This window comes from Streptomyces sp. NPDC005574 (genome assembly GCF_040605435.1).
GTDB lineage: Bacteria > Actinomycetota > Actinomycetes > Streptomycetales > Streptomycetaceae > Streptomyces.
In genome coordinates, this window is the sequence record NZ_JBEXCW010000001.1 from 219,049 (window position 1) to 238,374 (window position 19,326).

The 19,326-nt window shown below is 69.2% G+C and carries 18 protein-coding genes and 2 tRNA genes; 14 read left to right on the forward strand and 6 right to left on the reverse strand.

Annotated features, from left to right (window positions below):
• The first annotated feature begins 42 nt into the window (after positions 1–42).
• From gyrA to ABZT03_RS01060, 3 genes are all read left to right on the forward strand, one after another.
• Positions 43–2,637 carry a DNA gyrase subunit A gene (gene gyrA / locus ABZT03_RS01050; protein WP_356031690.1) on the forward strand — a complete coding sequence of 865 codons (2,595 nt, stop codon included), beginning with the start codon at positions 43–45 and terminating at the stop codon, positions 2,635–2,637.
• Between the two features lie 18 nt (positions 2,638–2,655).
• Positions 2,656–3,441, forward strand: coding sequence for a DUF3566 domain-containing protein (locus ABZT03_RS01055; protein ID WP_356031692.1), 786 nt, complete (start codon positions 2,656–2,658; stop codon positions 3,439–3,441).
• Between the two features lie 123 nt (positions 3,442–3,564).
• Positions 3,565–3,641: transfer RNA gene (locus tag ABZT03_RS01060), tRNA-Ile, on the forward strand.
• Between the two features lie 464 nt (positions 3,642–4,105).
• Here the strand turns inward: ABZT03_RS01060 and ABZT03_RS01065 are convergent.
• Entirely contained in the window at positions 4,106–4,474 is a 369-nt protein-coding gene (locus tag ABZT03_RS01065) for a DUF6344 domain-containing protein (protein ID WP_356031694.1), read from the reverse strand.
• Between the two features lie 337 nt (positions 4,475–4,811).
• On the opposite strand from ABZT03_RS01065, the gene ABZT03_RS01070 reads away from it, so the two are divergent.
• Positions 4,812–4,940, forward strand: a complete 129-nt coding sequence (locus ABZT03_RS01070) for a DLW-39 family protein (RefSeq protein ID WP_003999697.1) — start codon at positions 4,812–4,814, stop codon at positions 4,938–4,940.
• Between the two features lie 282 nt (positions 4,941–5,222).
• The gene (locus ABZT03_RS01075) at positions 5,223–6,560 is read left to right on the forward strand and encodes a hypothetical protein (RefSeq protein ID WP_356031696.1); all 1,338 of its coding nucleotides are present in this window, start codon (positions 5,223–5,225) and stop codon (positions 6,558–6,560) included.
• 53 nt (positions 6,561–6,613) lie between these two features.
• On the opposite strand, the gene ABZT03_RS01080 is transcribed toward ABZT03_RS01075, so the two are convergent.
• Positions 6,614–8,212: a protein kinase gene (locus ABZT03_RS01080; protein ID WP_356031698.1), complete on the reverse strand. Its 1,599-nt coding sequence runs from the start codon at positions 8,210–8,212 to the stop codon at positions 6,614–6,616.
• 193 nt (positions 8,213–8,405) lie between these two features.
• On the reverse strand, positions 8,406–8,954 hold the full coding sequence (locus ABZT03_RS01085) for a DNA-binding protein (protein ID WP_356031700.1): 549 nt from the start codon (positions 8,952–8,954) through the stop codon (positions 8,406–8,408).
• A gap of 181 nt (positions 8,955–9,135) precedes the next feature.
• Between ABZT03_RS01085 and ABZT03_RS01090 the strand changes: the two genes are divergently transcribed.
• A tRNA-Ala gene (locus ABZT03_RS01090) sits at positions 9,136–9,208 on the forward strand.
• A gap of 440 nt (positions 9,209–9,648) precedes the next feature.
• Here the strand turns inward: ABZT03_RS01090 and ABZT03_RS01095 are convergent.
• Positions 9,649–10,350 carry a DUF5324 family protein gene (locus ABZT03_RS01095; RefSeq protein ID WP_356031702.1) on the reverse strand — a complete coding sequence of 234 codons (702 nt, stop codon included), beginning with the start codon at positions 10,348–10,350 and terminating at the stop codon, positions 9,649–9,651.
• Positions 10,351–10,719: 369 nt separating this feature from the next.
• Between ABZT03_RS01095 and ABZT03_RS01100 the strand changes: the two genes are divergently transcribed.
• Together ABZT03_RS01100 and ABZT03_RS01105 are read left to right on the forward strand one after the other, a co-directional pair.
• On the forward strand, positions 10,720–11,247 hold the full coding sequence (locus ABZT03_RS01100; protein WP_356031704.1) for a peptidylprolyl isomerase: 528 nt from the start codon (positions 10,720–10,722) through the stop codon (positions 11,245–11,247).
• A gap of 167 nt (positions 11,248–11,414) precedes the next feature.
• The gene (locus tag ABZT03_RS01105; RefSeq protein ID WP_356031706.1) at positions 11,415–12,323 is read left to right on the forward strand and encodes a rhomboid family intramembrane serine protease; all 909 of its coding nucleotides are present in this window, start codon (positions 11,415–11,417) and stop codon (positions 12,321–12,323) included.
• A 267-nt stretch (positions 12,324–12,590) separates the two neighbouring features.
• Here ABZT03_RS01105 and crgA read toward each other — a convergent pair whose 3' ends face one another.
• Entirely contained in the window at positions 12,591–12,845 is a 255-nt protein-coding gene (crgA, locus tag ABZT03_RS01110; protein WP_356031708.1) for a cell division protein CrgA, read from the reverse strand.
• Between the two features lie 142 nt (positions 12,846–12,987).
• On the opposite strand from crgA, the gene ABZT03_RS01115 reads away from it, so the two are divergent.
• From ABZT03_RS01115 to ABZT03_RS01140, 6 genes are read left to right on the forward strand one after another with little or no spacing between them, the layout of a single operon-like run.
• Complete coding sequence (locus ABZT03_RS01115) at positions 12,988–13,767, forward strand: DUF881 domain-containing protein (RefSeq protein ID WP_356031710.1); 780 nt, start codon at positions 12,988–12,990, stop codon at positions 13,765–13,767.
• A 28-nt stretch (positions 13,768–13,795) separates the two neighbouring features.
• Positions 13,796–14,503: a class E sortase gene (locus ABZT03_RS01120; protein WP_356031712.1), complete on the forward strand. Its 708-nt coding sequence runs from the start codon at positions 13,796–13,798 to the stop codon at positions 14,501–14,503.
• Between the two features lie 16 nt (positions 14,504–14,519).
• Positions 14,520–14,717 carry a hypothetical protein gene (locus ABZT03_RS01125; RefSeq protein WP_356031714.1) on the forward strand — a complete coding sequence of 66 codons (198 nt, stop codon included), beginning with the start codon at positions 14,520–14,522 and terminating at the stop codon, positions 14,715–14,717.
• Positions 14,714–15,352 (forward strand): aminodeoxychorismate/anthranilate synthase component II, encoded by a 639-nt coding sequence (locus ABZT03_RS01130; protein ID WP_356031716.1) that lies wholly within the window; start codon positions 14,714–14,716, stop codon positions 15,350–15,352. Before ABZT03_RS01125 ends, ABZT03_RS01130 begins: the two co-directional genes overlap by 4 nt.
• Positions 15,349–16,386 (forward strand): class E sortase, encoded by a 1,038-nt coding sequence (locus tag ABZT03_RS01135; RefSeq protein ID WP_356031719.1) that lies wholly within the window; start codon positions 15,349–15,351, stop codon positions 16,384–16,386. Before ABZT03_RS01130 ends, ABZT03_RS01135 begins: the two co-directional genes overlap by 4 nt.
• A gap of 12 nt (positions 16,387–16,398) precedes the next feature.
• The gene (locus ABZT03_RS01140; RefSeq protein WP_356031721.1) at positions 16,399–17,142 is read left to right on the forward strand and encodes a class E sortase; all 744 of its coding nucleotides are present in this window, start codon (positions 16,399–16,401) and stop codon (positions 17,140–17,142) included.
• 99 nt (positions 17,143–17,241) lie between these two features.
• On the opposite strand, the gene pknB is transcribed toward ABZT03_RS01140, so the two are convergent.
• On the reverse strand, positions 17,242–19,257 hold the full coding sequence (gene pknB / locus ABZT03_RS01145; protein WP_356031724.1) for a Stk1 family PASTA domain-containing Ser/Thr kinase: 2,016 nt from the start codon (positions 19,255–19,257) through the stop codon (positions 17,242–17,244).
• Between the last annotated feature and the right edge of the window lie 69 nt (positions 19,258–19,326).

A 19,326-nucleotide genomic window follows, 5' to 3' on the forward strand; every position in this document is an offset into this window, starting at 1 on the left:
GTCGGTCTCAGCTGACCGCCGCAGAAAGGATCTTCACCAGCAATGGCCGACGAGAACACCCCCAGCACGCCTGAAGAGGGCGGCGAGATCGTCCTGCGTGTCGAGCCCGTCGGGCTCGAGACGGAGATGCAGCGCTCCTACCTCGACTACGCGATGTCCGTCATCGTCTCCCGCGCGCTGCCCGACGTGCGGGACGGCCTCAAGCCGGTCCACCGCCGCGTCCTGTACGCCATGTACGACGGCGGCTACCGGCCCGAGAAGGGCTTCTACAAGTGCGCCCGCGTCGTCGGCGACGTCATGGGCAACTACCACCCGCACGGCGACTCCTCGATCTACGACGCGCTGGTCCGCCTCGCGCAGCCGTGGTCGATGCGCATGCCGCTGGTGGACTCCAACGGCAACTTCGGCTCTCCCGGCAACGACCCGGCGGCCGCCATGCGGTACACCGAGTGCAAGATGATGCCGCTGTCCATGGAGATGGTCCGCGACATCGACGAGGACACCGTCGACTTCACGGACAACTACGACGGCCGCTCCCAGGAGCCGACCGTCCTGCCCGCCCGTTTCCCGAACCTGCTGATCAACGGCTCGGCGGGCATCGCGGTCGGCATGGCCACCAACATCCCGCCGCACAACCTGCGCGAGGTCGCGGCCGGCGCCCAGTGGTACCTGGAGAATCCCGAGGCCTCCCACGAGGAGCTGCTGGACGCCCTGATCGAGCGCATCAAGGGCCCCGACTTCCCGAGCGGCGCCCTGGTGGTGGGCCGCAAGGGCATCGAGGAGGCGTACCGCACGGGCCGTGGCTCCATCACGATGCGCGCGGTCGTCGAGGTCGAGGAGATCCAGAACCGCCAGTGCCTGGTGGTCACCGAGCTCCCCTACCAGGTCAACCCCGACAACCTGGCGCAGAAGATCGCCGACCTGGTGAAGGACGGCAAGGTCGGCGGCATCGCCGACGTCCGTGACGAGACGTCCTCCCGCACGGGCCAGCGCCTGGTCATCGTGCTGAAGCGGGACGCGGTCGCCAAGGTCGTCCTGAACAACCTCTACAAGCACACCGACCTGCAGACGAACTTCGGCGCCAACATGCTGGCGCTGGTCGACGGCGTGCCGCGCACCCTGTCCCTGGACGCGTTCATCCGGCACTGGGTGACGCACCAGATCGAGGTCATCGTCCGCCGTACGAAGTTCCGGCTGCGCAAGGCCGAGGAGCGGGCGCACATCCTGCGCGGCCTGCTGAAGGCCCTGGACGCCATCGACGAGGTCATCGCGCTGATCCGGCGCAGCGACACCGTCGAGATCGCGCGCGAGGGCCTCATGGGCCTCCTGGAGATCGACGAGATCCAGGCCAACGCCATCCTCGAGATGCAGTTGCGCCGACTGGCCGCCCTGGAGCGCCAGAAGATCATCCAGGAGCACGACGAGCTCCAGGCGAAGATCCGCGAGTACAACGCGATCCTGGCCTCGCCGGTGCGCCAGCGCGGCATCATCAGCGAGGAACTCGCCGCGATCGTCGAGAAGTTCGGCGACGACCGCCGCTCCAAGCTGGTGCCCTTCGACGGCGACATGTCCATGGAGGACCTGATCGCCGAAGAGGACATCGTCGTCACCATCACACGCGGCGGCTACATCAAGCGCACCAAGACGGAGGACTACCGCTCGCAGAAGCGGGGCGGCAAGGGCGTCCGTGGGACGAAGCTGAAGCAGGACGACATCGTCGACCACTTCTTCGTGACGACGACGCACAACTGGCTGCTGTTCTTCACCAACAAGGGCCGCGTCTACCGCGCGAAGGCGTACGAGCTGCCGGACGCCGGCCGGGACGCGCGCGGCCAGCACGTCGCGAACCTGCTGGCCTTCCAGCCGGACGAGGCGATCGCGGAGATCCTCGCGATCCGCGACTACGAGGCCGTGCCGTACCTGGTCCTGGCCACCAAGGGCGGTCTGGTCAAGAAGACGCCTCTGAAGGATTACGATTCGCCGCGTTCCGGTGGCGTCATCGCGATCAATCTCCGTGAGACGGAGGACGGTTCCGACGACGAACTGATCGGAGCCGAACTCGTCTCGGCCGACGACGATCTGCTGCTGATCAGCAAGAAGGCCCAGTCGATCAGGTTCACCGCCACGGACGAAACCCTGCGCCCCATGGGCCGCGCCACCTCGGGTGTCAAGGGCATGAGTTTCCGTGAGGGCGACGAGCTGCTCTCGATGAATGTTGTTCGAACCGGTACGTTCGTGTTCACTGCCACAGACGGCGGGTACGCGAAGCGGACCGCCGTCGACGAGTACCGCGTCCAGGGTCGCGGCGGCCTCGGCATCAAGGCTGCCAAGATCGTGGAGGACCGCGGGTCGCTCGTCGGCGCGCTGGTGGTCGAGGAGACGGACGAGATCCTCGCCATCACGCTGTCCGGCGGTGTGATTCGTACGCGAGTCAACGAGATCAGGGAGACGGGCCGTGACACCATGGGCGTCCAACTGATCAACCTGGGCAAGCGCGATGCCGTGGTCGGCGTCGCTCGTAACGCCGAGGCGGGGCGCGAGGCGGAAGCGGTCGAGGGTGACGACGCCCTCGCCGAGACCGCCGAGGATGCCACGACCACCGGCACGGATGAGGGTGACGCGCCCTCGGCCGAGTAGCACGAGGAGTGAGTCAGCGTGAGCGGAGCCACGGGCGCCGGATCGACCGGTACGAACACGGGCGGCGGTGGCCGTGGCTCCGCCACGAACGCGACAGACCCGCACACGACCAATCTTCAAGCGATCAAGTCTCCCGCGACCGACTCGCGCTCGCCCGACACGCATGATTCCCAGGGGGGAACTGTGACGGACACCCGAGGTCCGCAGGCCCAGCAGTACACCGCTGGCGCGGGCCCGGCCGCGGCCCAGGCCTCGGGCGCCCAGCCGCACCAGCCGCCGGTCCAGGCACAGGCCCCGAAGGCCCCCTCCCCGCTGCCGGGCGAACGCCAGCCGCAGCAGCCCGCCGGCCCCTACCACCCGCCGCAGGCCTACCCCGCCGACGGCCCGGCGGGCGCCGTACGCCGACCGCGCACAGGCGCGCGCACCGTGCCCCGCACCCGCAAGGCCCGCCTGCGCGTGGCCAAGGCCGACCCCTGGTCGGTGATGAAGGTCAGCTTCCTGCTGTCCATCGCATTGGGCATCTGCACGATCGTCGCGGCCGCCGTGCTGTGGATGGTCATGGACGCGATGGGCGTCTTCTCGACGGTCGGCGGCACGATCTCCGAGGCGACCGGCTCCAACGAGTCGAACGGCTTCGACCTGCAGTCCTTCCTGTCGCTGCCGAACGTCCTGATCTTCACGACGATCATCGCGGTCATCGACGTCGTCCTCGCGACCGCCCTCGCGACCCTGGGCGCGTTCATCTACAACCTGTCCGCCGGCTTCGTCGGCGGCGTCGAGCTGACGCTCGCCGAGGACGAGTGACTTCGCTTCGGCGGTCGTGCCAAACCTCCGCCGAAGCACCCGTCACAACCGATTTTGGGACTGCCCGTGTCGTGCGCTAATCTTCAGGAGTCAGCGCGCGGGACACACTCCGCACAGCGCGGCGGGGCTATAGCTCAGTTGGTTAGAGCGCATCCCTGATAAGGATGAGGCCACAGGTTCAAATCCTGTTAGCCCCACCAGCGAGAAGACCCCCGGTCCATCAGGACCGGGGGTCTTCGCCGTATGCGAGGCGCTTTTACGCCGGTCCCGCACCCACCGGGCCTCGGCTACCCGCGCGCCCCCGCACCGCACGGTCCCCGCACCCAGGGACCCCCGCACGGCCGCCTCCGCTCACGACGACCTCCGCGTAAGGCCGCCTGTGCGACAAGAGGAGGGAAACACAAGACCCCCGGCCGGTGGGCCGGGGGTCTTCGTCGGTTCTTTCTCAGGTCTTCTTCGAGAGCGTTGTACGCAAGTTCGCCGTTCCGTCATGGACGTGAGGAAGAAGGGGCTGCTGCGCCGCTACGAGCGAGAGGCGCGGGGATCGGTGGTGCGAGATACGTGATGAGCGGTGAGGCGTGATGAGCGGTGAAGGATGATCGGCGGTGACGCGTGTCGGGGCCTGGTGCCGGCGCCCGGAGCGCGGGCCGCTGAGCGCGGTCGTTCAGCGCTGGAGCGGGGCGTCGGGCGCGTCCAGGGCGTCGGGGGAGGCGCACAGGGTGTCCGGCGCCGCGGTCAGGTCCGCTTCCGCGTCCGCCGACGGGCGGTGGCGGCAGCTGGGGGACTTGCCGTGGGCCTCGGCGTGGATGCGCTGCTTCATCGTGGGGGGCAGGGACCTGGCCAAGGACCAGGCCCACGGGGCCGACGCCGTCGTCGGTACCTGCGCGGTCGTGGCGCTTCCGCTGTTGCGCGGGGCTTCGGTCTGCGGTACTGCCGCGGCGGCTGTCGTCGTGACGAGTCCGAGCGCCGTGAACAGCGCGAGGAAGGCGGTGACGATGGCGGTCCACAGCTTCATGACCTTGTTCTGGGCCATGGCCCCTCACTTTCGGGTCGGGCGATTTGCGTACTTTCCTCATGATGTGTATGTGGGTCGGGAAGTGGTGGACCGACGCCCGTGGCGCGTCGATCTTCGGATGAACACCACCCGTATGGCCGCAAAGCCGTCAGAAGAGTAGAAATGAGGGGAAACCGTGCCTGAATCACCGCCTGTGGGGGTGTGATCACCCTCTGATCGGGGCGGCATCATCCGCTTCTATTGCGGTACCCGGGGCGGTAGTTGAGGGGCCCACGCAGGTCACCGATCGGTCTCGGCCGGTGTGTATAGTCGGGCGCCACAAGTCCCCTACGTCAAGGAAAGACGAGGTCGCACGGTGAAGAAGCTTCTCCTGGTCGCACTGGCCGCCATCGGCGGGCTCCTCGTGTACCGCCAGATCCAGGCGGATCGCGCCGAGCAGGATCTGTGGACGGAGGCGACCGACTCCGTGCCCACGGGTTCGTGAGGACCGACAACCGATTCTGACCAGACCCCGGCCGTCTCTCACGGTCGGGGTTTTGTGTTGCCCGGCTCCTCTAAGCGCACCGTGCCCCGGGTGTTTCGGACGCTCGTACGCATTGCGCGGATGACGCGCGGCCCGGCGGGGCAGGATGGGCCACGGTCCGCGATCCGCGCGGACGACGAGGGGTGGCGCACGATGGGGCGGCGTACGGCGTGGTGGCGCGCGAGAGTGTCGTACGGCCGTTCCCCGGCGCCCGCCCGGGCCTCCGTCCCGCCGCCTGTCACCTTGCCCCCGCGCGCGCTCGCGCTGCCTACGCGAGCGCACGCGCGTGCGGCCGTCGTGGGTGCCGCCCTGTGCGCGGCGGTCGCGATGCTGCCCGGGGTGCCCGCGACGGCGGCCGGCACCGCGGGCCCGGGCTCCGGCCCCAGCCCCGGCTCCGGCGCCGGTCGCTACGCCTTCGCCGAGGGCGCCCGGCCCGTCGCCGCCAGGACCAGCACCACGGACGCCGAACGCCTCACGCCCGGCACGTCGTACACCAGCTCCCTGCCGGGCACCGGCAAGGTCTACTACCGCCTCGAACTCGACGACACGTCGAACGCCTACGTCGCCGCGACCGCCGTCCCCCGCGCCGGTAGGACCGTCACGGCGGGCGACGGCATCCGGGTCTCGGTCCAGGACGCCGACGGCAACTCCTGCTCCTTCGACAGCGCCACCGTGGGCCCGAGCCGCAGCCCGCACCCCGTCACCGCCGTCGGCACCCGAGAGACCAGGACCACGCGCGTCCTGTGCCAGGCCGGCGGCACGTACTACCTGGTCGTCGAGCGCATCACCGGCACGGACTCCTCCCCGGGCACCTGGGACCTCGAGCTCTCCCCCGTCCTGGAGCCCCGCCTGCGCCAGGCCACCGCCACCAGCGCCCCCGAGACCTGGAACTCGGCCTCGGCGCAGCCCCTCCCGGGCGATCCCCGGCGCTGCCGCGGCGGCCTGGGCTTCGCCTCCGCCACACCTCTCACCGAGGGAGTGTGGCGCGATGACATACGGCCCGGACAGACCCTCTTCTACGCGGTACCGCTCGGCTGGGGCCGCCAGCCCTACGCCACCGTGGAACTGGGCAACTCCAGCGGCGGCAAGGGCTTCGTACCGGGCGCCCTCAACGTGTCGCTCCACAATCCGGTGCGCGCCGAGATCGAGAACACCGGCGTCACCTACGACGGCAACCAGAGGTCGGCCACCCTGCAACCCGTCCCGCCGGTCTCCTACCCCAACCGCTACGCCGTCGCCGACCGCGTGAACACCATGCGGTTCGCCGGCTCGTACTACCTCGTCGTGAACCTGTCCGCGCAGGTCGCCGACCGCTTCGGCGACGCACCCGTCGGACTCACCCTGCGCGTACGGATCAAGGGCGGCACGCTGAGCGGCCCGGGCTACGACGGGCCCGCCGAGCCGGCCGGAATCTTCGGAGACACGGCACGCGACGGGCAGACGGCCGCAGGGAACGGCGCCTCGGGGGGCGACGCCACGATGCGGCTCGTCGCCGCGGGCGGCATCGGCGCCGGCACCGTACTGCTGGTGGCGCTCGGAGCGTGGACGGCGCTGGCGCGACGGAGGCCCGGCGAGCGGTAGCCGGCCCGCCCCTGGTCGAGCCTCACCGTCGTGGGAAGCGGCGGTGTGGCCCGTCAGACGCGGGTCAGCGCCCAGAAACCCACTGCGTAGCAGGCCAGCGCGAGCAGCAGCAGCGGAACCACGACCTTGGCGGGCGGCCCGGCCCGGAGGGCCCGACGGCCGGCCCGGTGACGCGGCTGCGCGTGCCCCTGCGTGAACGCCGGGACCTTGGGGACCTCAGCGGTGTACGAAGCGGTGGAGGCGTCCTCACGCTGATACCGGTCCGGCACCGCGGCCACGGCGGGCACCGCCGGACGTGGTGCGTGAGACGGAGGGGACGGCAGGTCGTACGTGGGATCGTCGGGGGAGAAGTGCTGCCACGCGCCCCGACGTTGCTCGTCCGGCAGCTGCCCGCCCTCCGCCCGCGGGTTCGCGTGAGGCGTCCGTACGGCGGACACCTGGGAGGAGACGGTCGGCTGAGGCGGCGGCAGATGAAAGCTGCCGGTGTCCGACATCCCGAGCGGCTGCGCACCGGGGACCGGGGGAACGCGGGAGTCCTGGCCGTCCGGAGCCGGCCGGGACCCCCCACTTCGCCGAGGATCCCGCGATACGGCCCCGGAATCCCGCGATACGACACCCTCGACCGAGCCGGACGCCACGGAACCGCCGGCAAGCTCGCCACCCGCGGCGCCGGTTTCCGCGTGGGCGGCACCGGCAGGGGTCCCCGACCCCGACGACACGTCGTCCCCCGACAGGGCCCTCCCCGGCCCCACCCGCACCCCGCGTCCCGGCCTGGCCGGTCCGTCCGGTCCGAACCCCGCCGGAAGCGGGCCGAGTTGGTCGAAGATCTCGATCAGCTCGTCGTCCGGGCCGGTCTCGGGCAGCAACTGCACGGCCGAGCCGAGCGCCTTGCGGGCCCCCGTCGCCGTCCGGAACCGCGCCTGCGGATCGGGCTGGAGCAGCGACGCCACCACCTGCCACAGCGGCTCCGGGATGCCCTTGGGCGCGCTCGGAGTGCCGTGCGCCGTGAAGTACTGGATGATCGCCTTCGCGTCCGGCTTGGCGCCCTCCAGCAGATACAGGGCGACCAGCCCCACCGCGAACAGATCGGCGGGGAAGTCCGGTTCGGCGCCCATCATCTGCTCGGGCGCGAGATACCCCGGCGTCCCCACCACGAGGTTCGTCTCCGTCAGCCGCGGCTCACCCAGCCGCATCGCGATGCCGAAGTCCGACAGCCGCAGCCGCGGCCGGCCGGTGCCGGTGGCCTCCAGCAGCACGTTGGCGGGCTTGATGTCCCGGTGCACCACACCTTCCGCGTGCACCGCGCCCAGCCCCGAGAGGAGCTGGTCGAGCAGCGTGCACACGAACCCGGGAGGCAGGGGGCCGTAGTCCCCGATGAGATGGACCAGCGAACCCCCGCCGACCAGATCCATCGTGAAGAGGACCTTGTCGTCGTCGGCGGCCCAGCTGGCGGGCGCCAGCACATGGGGGTGGTCGATCCGCAGCGCCTGCTCGCGGACGAACCGCAACAGCGAGTGGGCGTCGCTCTGCTGAAGAACCTTCGCCGCCACATAACGGCGCCGCCGGTGGTCCCAGGCGCGCCAGACGGCGCCGACTCCACCGCGTCCGATCGGGTCGGCCAGTTCGTACCGGCCGGCAAAGACCTCACCCATGGATGTGTGCCGCCCCTCCCCCTTCGGTTACCCCCCTTGCTTCCCCCCGGACGAGCGGTCCGACCCTCCCGCGCCCCTTCTCGTGCGGGACACACCCCCGCGTGTCCCGCACCGCGGCAGAAGCCGGCCTCTCACCTTCCGCCGCTGCGGCCGGCCCGGCTGCCGAACCCCCTTCGGCGACCGGGCCGCCCGCTCAGTTCTGGTGGGACTGGTAGTGCGCGACCGCGTCCGCGGTACGACCCGCTCCGTACACCCGGAGGAACTCTGCCAGTTCCGGGTGGGCCGGGGCGAGGGTGTCCGCCGCCTCGATGATGTCCCCGGCCGCCGCCACCGACCGCAGCAGGGACTGGATCTCGCGGACCACCCGCTTGACGGTGGGAGCACCCGAACTGCTCGTCGTCTGCGTGGTGTTGCTCAGCACCGATCCCCCCTGGGACTTCTTGATCTCATCCATGCGTTCGGTCGCCTCGGCCGCGCTGACGCTGCCGTCCGCGACCTGCCCCGCCAGGTCCTGAAGCAGCTGCACCCGCTGCACCACGGCGGGATTGCCGATCTTCGCCCGCTGACCGCTCATCAGCTGCGACAGCATCGGCGCGGACAGTCCCAGCACCCCCGCCAGGCGGGCCTGGTTGAGCCCGAGATCATCTATGAGCTTGCGGAAGAGCGCCCCCAGCGGCTCCCCGTACCAGTTCCGCTGCAGTTCCCGCGCTCTTGCGGTCGCTTCCTGCTGTGCGGCGTCCATTGCGTCTCCCCATCGCTTCCCCAAGTACTGTGGTTCGCTGTAGCGAACCACGCCGAGCATCTTACGGAGCGTGGTCGTTCACCGGGACCCCCAATCTTTTTGCGAGATACCCGGGGTGACCCGGTAGTCTGGTCTGCGGCGCCCGACGGTATGTGGTTCACCGGTCGGACGCGCCGCTTGCGGGGCCTTAGCTCAGTTGGTAGAGCGCTGTCTTTGCATGGCAGATGTCAGGGGTTCGACTCCCCTAGGCTCCACACCTCGAACCGGCCGGACGCCCCTACGGGCCTCCGGCCGGTTTCCGTGTTCCACCCGCTCAAAGTGACGTGCGTCACGCGCGGTGCGGGCCGTGCGCCGACATGATCGCCGACATTTGCGCAAACGGTCCGGGTGAACAGTGGGCCGCGGGCCGTCGGCGCGGACGATCACGGGGCGGGCGAGGCGAACATCGCGGCGACCACACCCTCCGTGAGCTGGCCTCATGGGCGCCTGTCACCGGTTTGTCGCACAGCGTGAAGGGTATTTTCGCCCGGTCGGCGCCATCACCCCGTTGCAAACGTCACCGGGAACGCCGGCGGTAAAGACACCGCCCCCTCGCTGTCCGGCCCTCCCGCTTCGGTTCCACGTGAAACATGGCTGTGGGGCAGGAGACACGAAGTCTCCTGCCCCACAGCCACGTTGGCGAAAGCCGCCGGTGTCAGGGACGGTCGTCCCGGTCCGCCGACTCCTCCTCCGCCTGCTTCGCCTGAACCTCAGGGTCCAGGACCGACTGGCCGCTGCCGTCCACCGACGCCAGCCGACCCGACTCCGGCACCTCCGTCGCGGCCGGCGGCTCCACCAACCAGTCCGGATTCGCCTGCTTGTCCCACCACTTCCAGGCGGCAAAAGCACCGCCCGCGACGATCCCCAGAATCGCCAGGCGCTTCGCGAGGCGGCCCGACCTGGCCCGCCGCTCGTGCTTGCGCACCAGCTTCTGGATCTCCTTGGGTGAGACCTGCCCACGCAAGGCGACCAGCGCGGCGGCGGAGCGCGCCGCGGCCTCGTCCCTCACAGGCACGGCCGCGGCCACCGCCTGCTCGATCTTCGGCCGGGAATAGTCGGCAGCCTGCCGGGCGGCCTTACGGGTTCGAACGGCAGCTTCGTGCGCGGCCTGGTCGACCTTCGGCGGCACATGCGTACGCGCCTGCTCCAGACGCGGCACCACATGCGTGTCGAGTTGGACGCGGGCCTGCTCGGCGGCCAGTGACACCTTGGGCGCGAGCCGTACGCGAGCCTCGTTCGCGTAGTGCGCGGCCCTGTCCTTGGCCGTGTCGGCGTACGGCGCCACCACTTCCGCGGCGTGCAGCACGCTGTCCTTCGCCGAGCCGGTCGCGGCGCGCACGCTTTCAATGCGGGTCACGGGTTCCTCCTCCTCGGTGGCGTATGGTATTTCGACTTTCCACGCTTCTACGGATCATGCCTGTCGGTGACCCCCCGGGCATGCAGGGCGGGCATCCGGGTCACCCAGGAGGACGCCGAACCCATCTTCGATCACCGACCGCCTGGGAACCGATCACGTGTAATAGCGGATGAATACGGGGCAACGGGAGCTTGTCGTCGACAATGCCACGGATCCTTGCCCCGCGCCCCCGCCCCGCCACCAGTCGGCCGGATTTCTGACCCCACCCGCCCCCGCTGCCCTCCCGCCGGACCACCGTCGCCGGGCGAAGCACCGCCCGAACCGTGCAAGGATCGGTCGGGCGTACAGAAACAGAACGGAAGGCACCTCGTGGCCGAGCAGCTTTACGCCACCCTGAAGACGAACCACGGCGACATCGAGGTCCGGCTCCTGCCGAACCACGCACCCAAGACGGTCAGGAACTTCGTCGAACTCGCCCAGGGCGAGCGTGAGTGGACCCACCCGGCCACTGGCCAGAAGTCCACGGACAAGCTCTACGACGGCACGGTCTTCCACCGCGTCATCAGCGGTTTCATGATCCAGGGCGGCGACCCCCTCGGCACCGGCATCGGCGGCCCCGGCTACGAGTTCGAGGACGAGTTCCATCCCGACCTCTCCTTCAACAAGCCCTACCTGCTCGCCATGGCCAACGCCGGCCCGGGGACCAACGGCTCGCAGTTCTTCATCACCGTCTCCCCGACGGCCTGGCTGAACCGCAAGCACACCATCTTCGGCGAGGTCACCGACTCCGCCAGCCAGAAGGTCGTGGACACGATCGCGGCCCTCCCCACCAGCCGCCCCAACGACCGTCCCGTCAAGGACGTCGTCATCGAGTCGGTGGTCGTGGAGACCCGCTAGTGCCGTGCCGGGCGTCGCGAGCCGGTGAACCTTTCCGGTCACGGCACTAGCCACCCCCGGTTCCCCGGCCGAAACCCCGTGGCCACGTCCGAAGGGAACCATTCGCCCCGCTCGTCCGTAAGGATGGGCGGGGCGACGCACGTGGGTACGACGACTTAGGGGATCTCATGGACCAGGCGCCAGGCAGCCCGCAGGGCCCCGAGGACCACAGCGCCCAGCCCGCGCAGAACGCGCCGGGCTGCTACCGGCACCCCGACCGCGCGACCGGCATCCGCTGCACCCGCTGCGACCGCCCGATCTGCCCCGAGTGCATGGTCAGCGCCTCGGTCGGCTTCCAGTGCCCCGACTGCGTCCGCGGCGCCTCCGGCACAGGGCCCGCCCCCACCGCCGCCCGGCCCCGCACCATCGCCGGCGGCACCGTCACCGCCGACCCCCGACTGGTCACCAAGATCCTCCTCGGCATCAACGTCGCGGTCTTCGTCGCCGTCCACATCCGGTCCTCGCTCCTGAACGACCTGGTCCTCATCGGCTCCTGGCCGCCGGCCCCCTTCACGCCCTCCCAGGGCGTCGCCGAGGGCGAGTGGTACCGCATGGTGACCTCGATGTTCACCCACCAGGCCGTCTGGCACATCGGCTTCAACATGCTCAGCCTCTGGTGGCTCGGCGGCCCCCTCGAAGCCGCCCTCGGCCGGGCCCGCTACCTCACCCTCTACCTCGTCTCGGGCCTCGCCGGCAGCGCCCTGACCTATCTGCTGGCCTCCCCGACCAGCGCCTCGCTGGGCGCCTCCGGAGCGATCTTCGGTCTCTTCGGCGCCACCGCCGTCCTCATGCGCCGCCTCAACTACGACATGCGGCCGATCATCGCCCTGCTGGTGATCAACCTGATCTTCACCTTCGGCTGGGGCAACATCGCCTGGCAGGCCCACATCGGCGGCCTGGTCGCGGGCGTCGTGACCGGCTACGCCATGGTCCACGCCCCGCGCGAACGACGGGCGCTGATCCAGTACGGCACCTGCGCCCTGGTCCTCGTGGTGATCGTGGGCATGACGCTTCTGCGCACCGCACAGCTCACCTGAGCTGGCGTTTTCCACAGCGTGTGGCGGATCTTGTGCATAGTGTGCGGGAACAGGTGTGCCCCCTGTCACTGACCAGCATTTCCGCAGGTCAGACAGGGGGCGAACAAGCTTTCGGTTGCCGGTCAGTCAGTCACACCGGCGTCAACACCCGAGAGGTTATCCACAGATCGTCGTTCTTTTTCCCCACCGTGTGGACACTGTGGACAAAGGCTGTGGATAACTCAGTGGATAGCCCTGGGCAGAGGTGTGTTCACCACCCCGTGGCCCTTACTTCCACTGCGTCGAGACGCCGAATCCGGCGGCGATGAAGCCGAAGCCCACGACGATGTTCCAGTTGTCCAGCTTGTCGATGGGCAGCGAACCGTCGGTCACATAGAAAACGACGATCCAGGCCAGCCCGAGAAGGAACATGGCCAGCATCACGGGCGCGACCCATGCGCGGCTGTTCAGCTTGATCGCGGTCGCCTGCTTGGCAGGCGGCGGCGTGTAGTCGGCCTTCTTGCGGATACGTGACTTCGGCACGAGGGTCTCTCCTGTCGATGCGCTGCGTGGCCGCGCAGGGAACTGGCGTGGGCTCCGGGGCAGCGTACAAGGGGACACTGAGTGCTCCCCCGGGCGTCCGTTAGCGTAGTGCTTCCGCGCCGCCGAAGGAGATAAGGGTACGTTGAGCAATTCTGCCGACTCTCCGGGGACGGAGGCCAGCCCTACCCGTGTGCGCCGTTTCCGGCCGGTTCGGGTCCTCACAGTGGGCGTCTTCGCTCTCGCGGGACTCATTTTCTTCACCAGCTTCAACACGGCCAAGGGCACCAACATCCGCACGGACACGTCCCTGCTGAAGCTTTCCGACCTCATCCAGGAGCGCAGCCGCAAGAACGGTGAGCTCGGCGACTCCAACGCGTCACTCCGCGGTGACATCGAGTCCCTGGCGGAGCGGGACGACGGCAGCACCAAGGCCGAGGACGCCAAGCTCGCCGCCCTGGAGAAGAACGCGGGCACGCAGAAGCTGAGGGGGGACGCCGTCTCGGTCACGCTGAACGACGCTCCGCCGGACGCCACCGCGAAGCTGCCGGGGTATCCGGAGCCCCAGCCGGACTACCTGGTGATCCACCAGCAGGACCTCCAGGCGGTGGTGAACGCCCTGTGGCAGGGGGGCGCCCAGGGGATCAGGGTGATGGACCAGCGACTGATCTCGACGAGCGCCGTGCGCTGTGTGGGCAACACCCTGATCCTCCAGGGGCGGGTCTACTCGCCGCCGTACAAGATCACGGCGGTCGGTGATCCGGAGAAGCTGCAGAAGGCGCTGGCGGAGGCGCCGTCGATCCAGAACTACATGGTGTACGTCAACGTGTACGGGCTCGGCTGGAAAGTCGAGGAGGACGGGGCGGTGACTCTTCCCGGCTACTCGGGCACAGTGGATCTGCAGTACGCCAAACCCGTCGAGTAGGTCGTGCGAGCCCGCTGGGGAGCTGCCGGTGCGCGGTGTGGTCAGGACCGTCAGTGAACTGTGCATCACCGTCGGCAGCCTGATCGTGCTGTTCGTGGTGTACGTGCTCTTCTGGACCGGGGTGCGGGCCGACGGGGCGATGGACCACCAGGTCGACGTCCTCCAGGACCAGTGGGCCAGGAGCAGCGTCCGGCCGGCCGCGTCCGCGTCCGCCGGGAGTGCGGGACCGGGTGCCGCTGTCGCTCCGCGGGCGCCGGGGCCGTACTCGTACGGGAAGCCTTTCGCGATCATGTACATCCCGCGTCTTGGTTTCACGTGGAACAAGCCGGTGCTGGAGGGCACCGGTACGGACGTGCTGAAGAACGGGCTGGGCCACTACGCGCGGACCGCGCGGCTCGGGCAGCGGGGCAACTTCTCGGTGGCCGGGCACCGGCGCACGTACGGCGATCCGTTCAAGGATTTCCCCACGCTGCGACGGGGGGACGCAGTCGTACTGACGGACGGGTCGACGTGGTTCACCTACCGGATCGACAAAGGGCCGTACAAAACCGTTCCCACGGACGTCGAGGTGATCGACGCTGTGCCACGTAAGTCGGGGTATACGCGTCCGGGCCGGTATCTGACGCTGACCACGTGCGATCCGGAGTGGGGGCACAGTCACCGGCTGATCGTGTGGGCGCACCTGGACTCCACACAGCCTGTGGAGGCCGGTAAACCAAGGGCTCTGCGCCGCTAGTCTGGTGCGGTACGGCGTGGGTCTGGTGCCGTGGTACGACGGAAGGGACGGCATGTACGGCTGGATCTGGCGGCATCTGCCGGGGAACGCGTGGGTGAAGGCGTTCCTCTCCCTGATGTTGGTGATGGCCGTGGTCTACGCCCTGTTCCAGTACGTCTTTCCGTGGGCCGAACCGCTGCTTCCCTTCAACGATGTGACGGTGGACAACCAGTGAGTGCGCGGATTCTCGTCGTGGACAACTACGACAGCTTCGTCTTCAACCTGGTCCAGTACCTGTACCAGCTGGGCGCCGAGTGTGAGGTGCTGCGCAACGACGAGGTGTCGACGGCGCACGCGCAGGACGGTTTCGACGGTGTGCTGCTGTCGCCGGGGCCGGGCACGCCGGAGGAGGCCGGGGTGTGCGTCGAGATGGTGCGGCACTGCGCGTCGACCGGAGTGCCGGTGTTCGGGGTGTGCCTGGGCATGCAGTCGATGCAGGTGGCGTACGGCGGCGTGGTGAACCGGGCCCCGGAGCTGCTGCACGGGAAGACGTCCGCGGTGGAGCACGGGGGCCGGGGCGTCTTCGCCGGTCTGCCGTCGCCTTTCACGGCGACCCGCTATCACTCGCTCGCGGCGGAGCCGGGCACGGTACCGGCCGAGCTGGAGGTCACCGCGCGGACGCACGACGGCATCATCATGGGGCTGCGTCACCGCGAACTGCCGGTGGAGGGTGTGCAGTTCCATCCCGAGTCGGTGCTGACCGAGCACGGGCACCGGATGCTGGCCAACTGGTTGCTGGAGTGCGGTGACCAGGGTGCGGTGGCGAGGTCGGCGGGGCTTGCCCCGGTGGTGGGCAGGGCCTCGGCGTGACCGCGCTGCGCCCCGAGCGCGAGGACGCGTACGGCGGTGACGCGTCGTACGGGGCGTACGGCGGTGACGCCTACGGCGGGGCGCCGTACCAGCCGCCGATCGACGAGGAGACGGTGGCGCTGCGGCTGCCGGAGCCACCGCCTCTGGCCGGTGGCTACAGGTCCGTTCCTGGCGCCTCGTCGGCCTCTCCTGCCACAGGAACCCCCGCGGGTGGCCGTGCGGCCCGCAGAAGGGCCGCCAAGCGTCGTGGTGGGCGTCACGGGGGCGTGTCCGAGTCCTCCGCTCCACCGGAGCGGGGCGAGGGGCGGGCCTCGGCGCCGAGTTCCCGTATGGAGGCGCGGCGGCAGGCGCGGGCGCGGAAACCCGGCGCGGCGGTGGTCGCGAGCCGGGCCATAGGCGAGGTGTTCATCACCACCGGTGTGCTGATGCTGCTGTTCGTGACCTACCAGTTGTGGTGGACGAACGTCCGGGCGCACGCGCAGGCGGACAAGGAGACGAGCAGTCTCCAGAACGACTGGGCGAACGGCAAGCGCGCTCCCGGTGCCTTCCAGCCGGGGCAGGGTTTCGCGATCCTGCACATCCCGAAGCTGGATGTGGTGGTGCCGATCGCGGAGGGTGTCAGCAACAAGAAGGTGCTGGACCGGGGCATGGTCGGTCACTACGGCGAGGGCGCGCTGAAGACGGCGATGCCGGACGCGAAGACGGGCAACTTCTCGCTGGCTGGGCACCGGAACACGCACGGTGAGCCGTTCCGGTACATCAACAGGCTGAAGGCGGGCGACGCGATCGTCGTCGAGACGCAGGACAAGTACTTCGTCTACAAGATGTCGTCGATGCTGCCGGTGACCGCTCCGAGCAACACGACGGTGATCGAGCCCGTCCCCAAGGGGTCCGGTTTCACCGTGCCCGGTCGGTACATCACGCTCACCACGTGTACGCCGGAGTTCACCAGCAAGTACCGGTTGATCGTCTGGGGCAAGATGGTCGAGGAACGGCCGCGCAGCAAGGGCAAGCCGGATGCGCTCGTCGAGTAGGGACGGATAGAAGTGGCAGCGACCACCGGCGACACCGAGCAGCACGAGGACCAGGCCGACGCGCAGGTACCGCCCCGTCGTGGCCCCGGCCGGATCGCCCTGGCGGCCAGTGTCTTCGGTGAACTGCTCATCACCGCGGGGCTGGTGCTCGGTCTGTTCGTCGTGTACTCGCTGTGGTGGACGAACGTCGTCGCGGACCGCAAGGCGGACCGGGAGGGCGACAAGGTCCGCGACACGTGGGCCCAGGTCCGCGGGCCCGGTGCGCTGAACACCAGGAAGGGCATCGGCTTCCTGCACGTGCCGGCGATGGGGAGCGGCGAGGTGCTGGTCGAGAAGGGCACGTCGACGAAGATCCTCAACAACGGTGTCGCCGGCTACTACACCGACCCCGTCAAGGCCGCGCTGCCGACCACCGGCAAGAAGGGCAACTTCAGCCTGGCCGCCCACCGCGACGGCCACGGGGCGAAGTTCCACGACATCGACAAGATCCGCAAGGGTGACCCGATCGTCTTCGAGACGAAGGACGAGTGGTACGTCTACAAGGTCTACGGCATCCTTCCCGAGACGTCGAAGTACAACGTCAGGGTCCTCGGCGCGATCCCCCGCGAGTCCGGCAGGAGGAAGGCCGGCCACTACATCACCCTGACGACCTGCACACCGGTGTTCACCTCCCGGTACCGCTATGTGGTCTGGGGCGAACTGGTGCGGGTCCAGAAGGTCGACAGCGACCGGACACCGCCCCGGGAACTGGGCTGAGCGGGCTGAAACCCGCGGTACGACGACCGAGCCCGGCCCCCGTCAACAGGGGCCGGGCTCTTGGCGTGCTGGGTGCGGGCGGCGTGCCGTCGGGGGAGGTCAGTCCTGCGGGCGGAACGCTGTGCCGGTGACTCCTCCGAAGAAGTTGGTGCCGCCGTCGTTGCCGCCGTTGTTGTTGCCGTTGTTCTGGCCCACCGTGACGAGGTCGACGGAGGAGCCGGCGTCGACCTGGGTGCCCTGGGCCGGGTTGGAGGTGAAGACGATGGAGTTGTCGTCGTTCGAGCCGGTGATGTTGCCGACCTTCAGCCCCGCCTGCTGGATCAGGTTCTTGGCGTCCTTGAGGGTCTGGCCCTGGATGTTGGGGACCGCGACCTTCTGTGGCTGCTTCGCCTTGCCGATCTGGATGGTGACCGTGGAGTTCTTGTCGGCCTGGGTGCCGGCCTGCGGTGAGGTCGCGATGACCTTGCCGACCTGGTTCTGGTCGTCGGTCTCGACCTCGGTGCAGTTCCCGGAGAGGTCGTTGTCCGACATCTGCGCCTTGGCGGCGTCACAGGACTGGCCGATGACGTCCGGGACGGTGGCCTTCTCGGCGGCCTTGGCGATGGTGAGGGTGATCGTCGATCCCTTCTCCACCTCGTTGCCCTTGACCGGGTCCTGGTTCAGCACGGTGTTCGGCTCGTCCGTGGACTCCCGTGTCACCGTCTTGATCTTGAACTGGTAGTCGTCGCCCGTGAGTTGCGAGGTCGCTTCGTCCAGTTTCAGGCCGATGACGCTGGGCACGGTGACCTTCGGCGCGCCGGTGGAGACGACCAGGTCGACGCTGGTGTTCTTGTCGACCTTGGTGCCCTCGGTCGGGTCGGAGGAGCAGATCTTGCCCTTGCTCTGGGCCTCGCAGGGCTTCTGGGAGATCGTGCCGACCTTGAGGTCACTGTTGGTCAGCAGCTTCGTGGCGTCGGCTCTGCTCTGGCCCACGAGATTGGGGACCGCGACGGTGTTGTTGCTCACCCCGTCGCCGCCGAAGATCCACCTGCCGATGAGGATCGCGCCGACGAGGACCAGGACGCCGGCCACGACCAGCAGGATGGTCGAGGTGTTCGACTTCTTCTGGCGGCGCCGGTCGGGGCGGTCGTCGTAGCCGTAACCGCCTTCGTCGGGGTTCATGGGCGGCAGCATCGACGTGGCGCCGGCGTCCGTGGAGCGCAGGGCCGTCGTCGGCTGCTCGTCCGGGTAGCCGCCGTAGCCCACGGATCCCATGGCGGCGGTGGCCGCGACCGGCTGGCCGTCGAGGCAGGCCTCGATGTCGGCGCGCATCTCGTCGGCCGACTGGTAGCGATAGTCGGGGTCCTTGGTGAGGGCCTTGAGGACGATCGCGTCCATCTCGGGCGTGATCTCGGCGTCGAAGACGCTCGGCGGCTGCGGTTCCTCGCGGACGTGCTGGTAGGCGACCGCGACCGGGGAGTCCCCGACGAACGGCGGTCGCACCGTGAGGAGTTCGTAGAGCAGGCAGCCCGTCGAGTAGAGGTCCGAGCGGGCGTCGACCTGTTCGCCCTTGGCCTGCTCCGGGGAGAGGTACTGGGCGGTGCCGATGACCGCGGCCGTCTGCGTCATCGTCATGCCGGAGTCGCCCATGGCGCGGGCGATGCCGAAGTCCATGACCTTGACCTGGCCGTTGCGCGTCAGCATGACGTTGGCCGGCTTGATGTCACGGTGGACGATGCCGCTGCGGTGGGCGTACTCGAGCCCCTGGAGGATGCCGATGGTCATCTCCAGTGTGCGCTCCGGCAGCAGCTTGCGGCCGCTGTGGAGGAGCTCACGGAGTGTGGAGCCGTCGACGTACTCCATGACAATGTACGGGATCGAGACCCCGTCGATGTAGTCCTCGCCCGTGTCGTAGACCGCGACGATCGCGGGATGGTTGAGCGAGGCGGCCGACTGGGCCTCCCGGCGGAACCGGGCCTGGAAGGACGGGTCGCGCGCGAGGTCCGCGCGCAGCGTCTTCACCGCCACGGTACGGCCGAGGCGGGTGTCATGGGCGAGGTAGACCTCCGCCATGCCACCGCGGCCGAGCACATGGCCCAGTTCGTACCGGCCGCCGAGGCGACGCGGCTCTTCCATAGTTCCCTACCAGCCCTCTCCGTCGGTCCCGGCCTGCACGTGTGTGCGGCCGGAGGCTGCCGTCCGGGC

Coding starts and splice junctions, on each gene's coding strand:
- ABZT03_RS01105 (WP_356031706.1), top strand. CDS start 11,415: ATGGACCAGGCGCCAGGCAGCCCGCAGGGCCCCGAGGACCACAGCGCC.
- ABZT03_RS01065 (WP_356031694.1), bottom strand. CDS start 4,474: ATGGCCCAGAACAAGGTCATGAAGCTGTGGACCGCCATCGTCACCGCC.
- gyrA (WP_356031690.1), top strand. CDS start 43: ATGGCCGACGAGAACACCCCCAGCACGCCTGAAGAGGGCGGCGAGATC.
- ABZT03_RS01080 (WP_356031698.1), bottom strand. CDS start 8,212: ATGGGTGAGGTCTTTGCCGGCCGGTACGAACTGGCCGACCCGATCGGA.
- pknB (WP_356031724.1), bottom strand. CDS start 19,257: ATGGAAGAGCCGCGTCGCCTCGGCGGCCGGTACGAACTGGGCCATGTG.
- ABZT03_RS01085 (WP_356031700.1), bottom strand. CDS start 8,954: ATGGACGCCGCACAGCAGGAAGCGACCGCAAGAGCGCGGGAACTGCAG.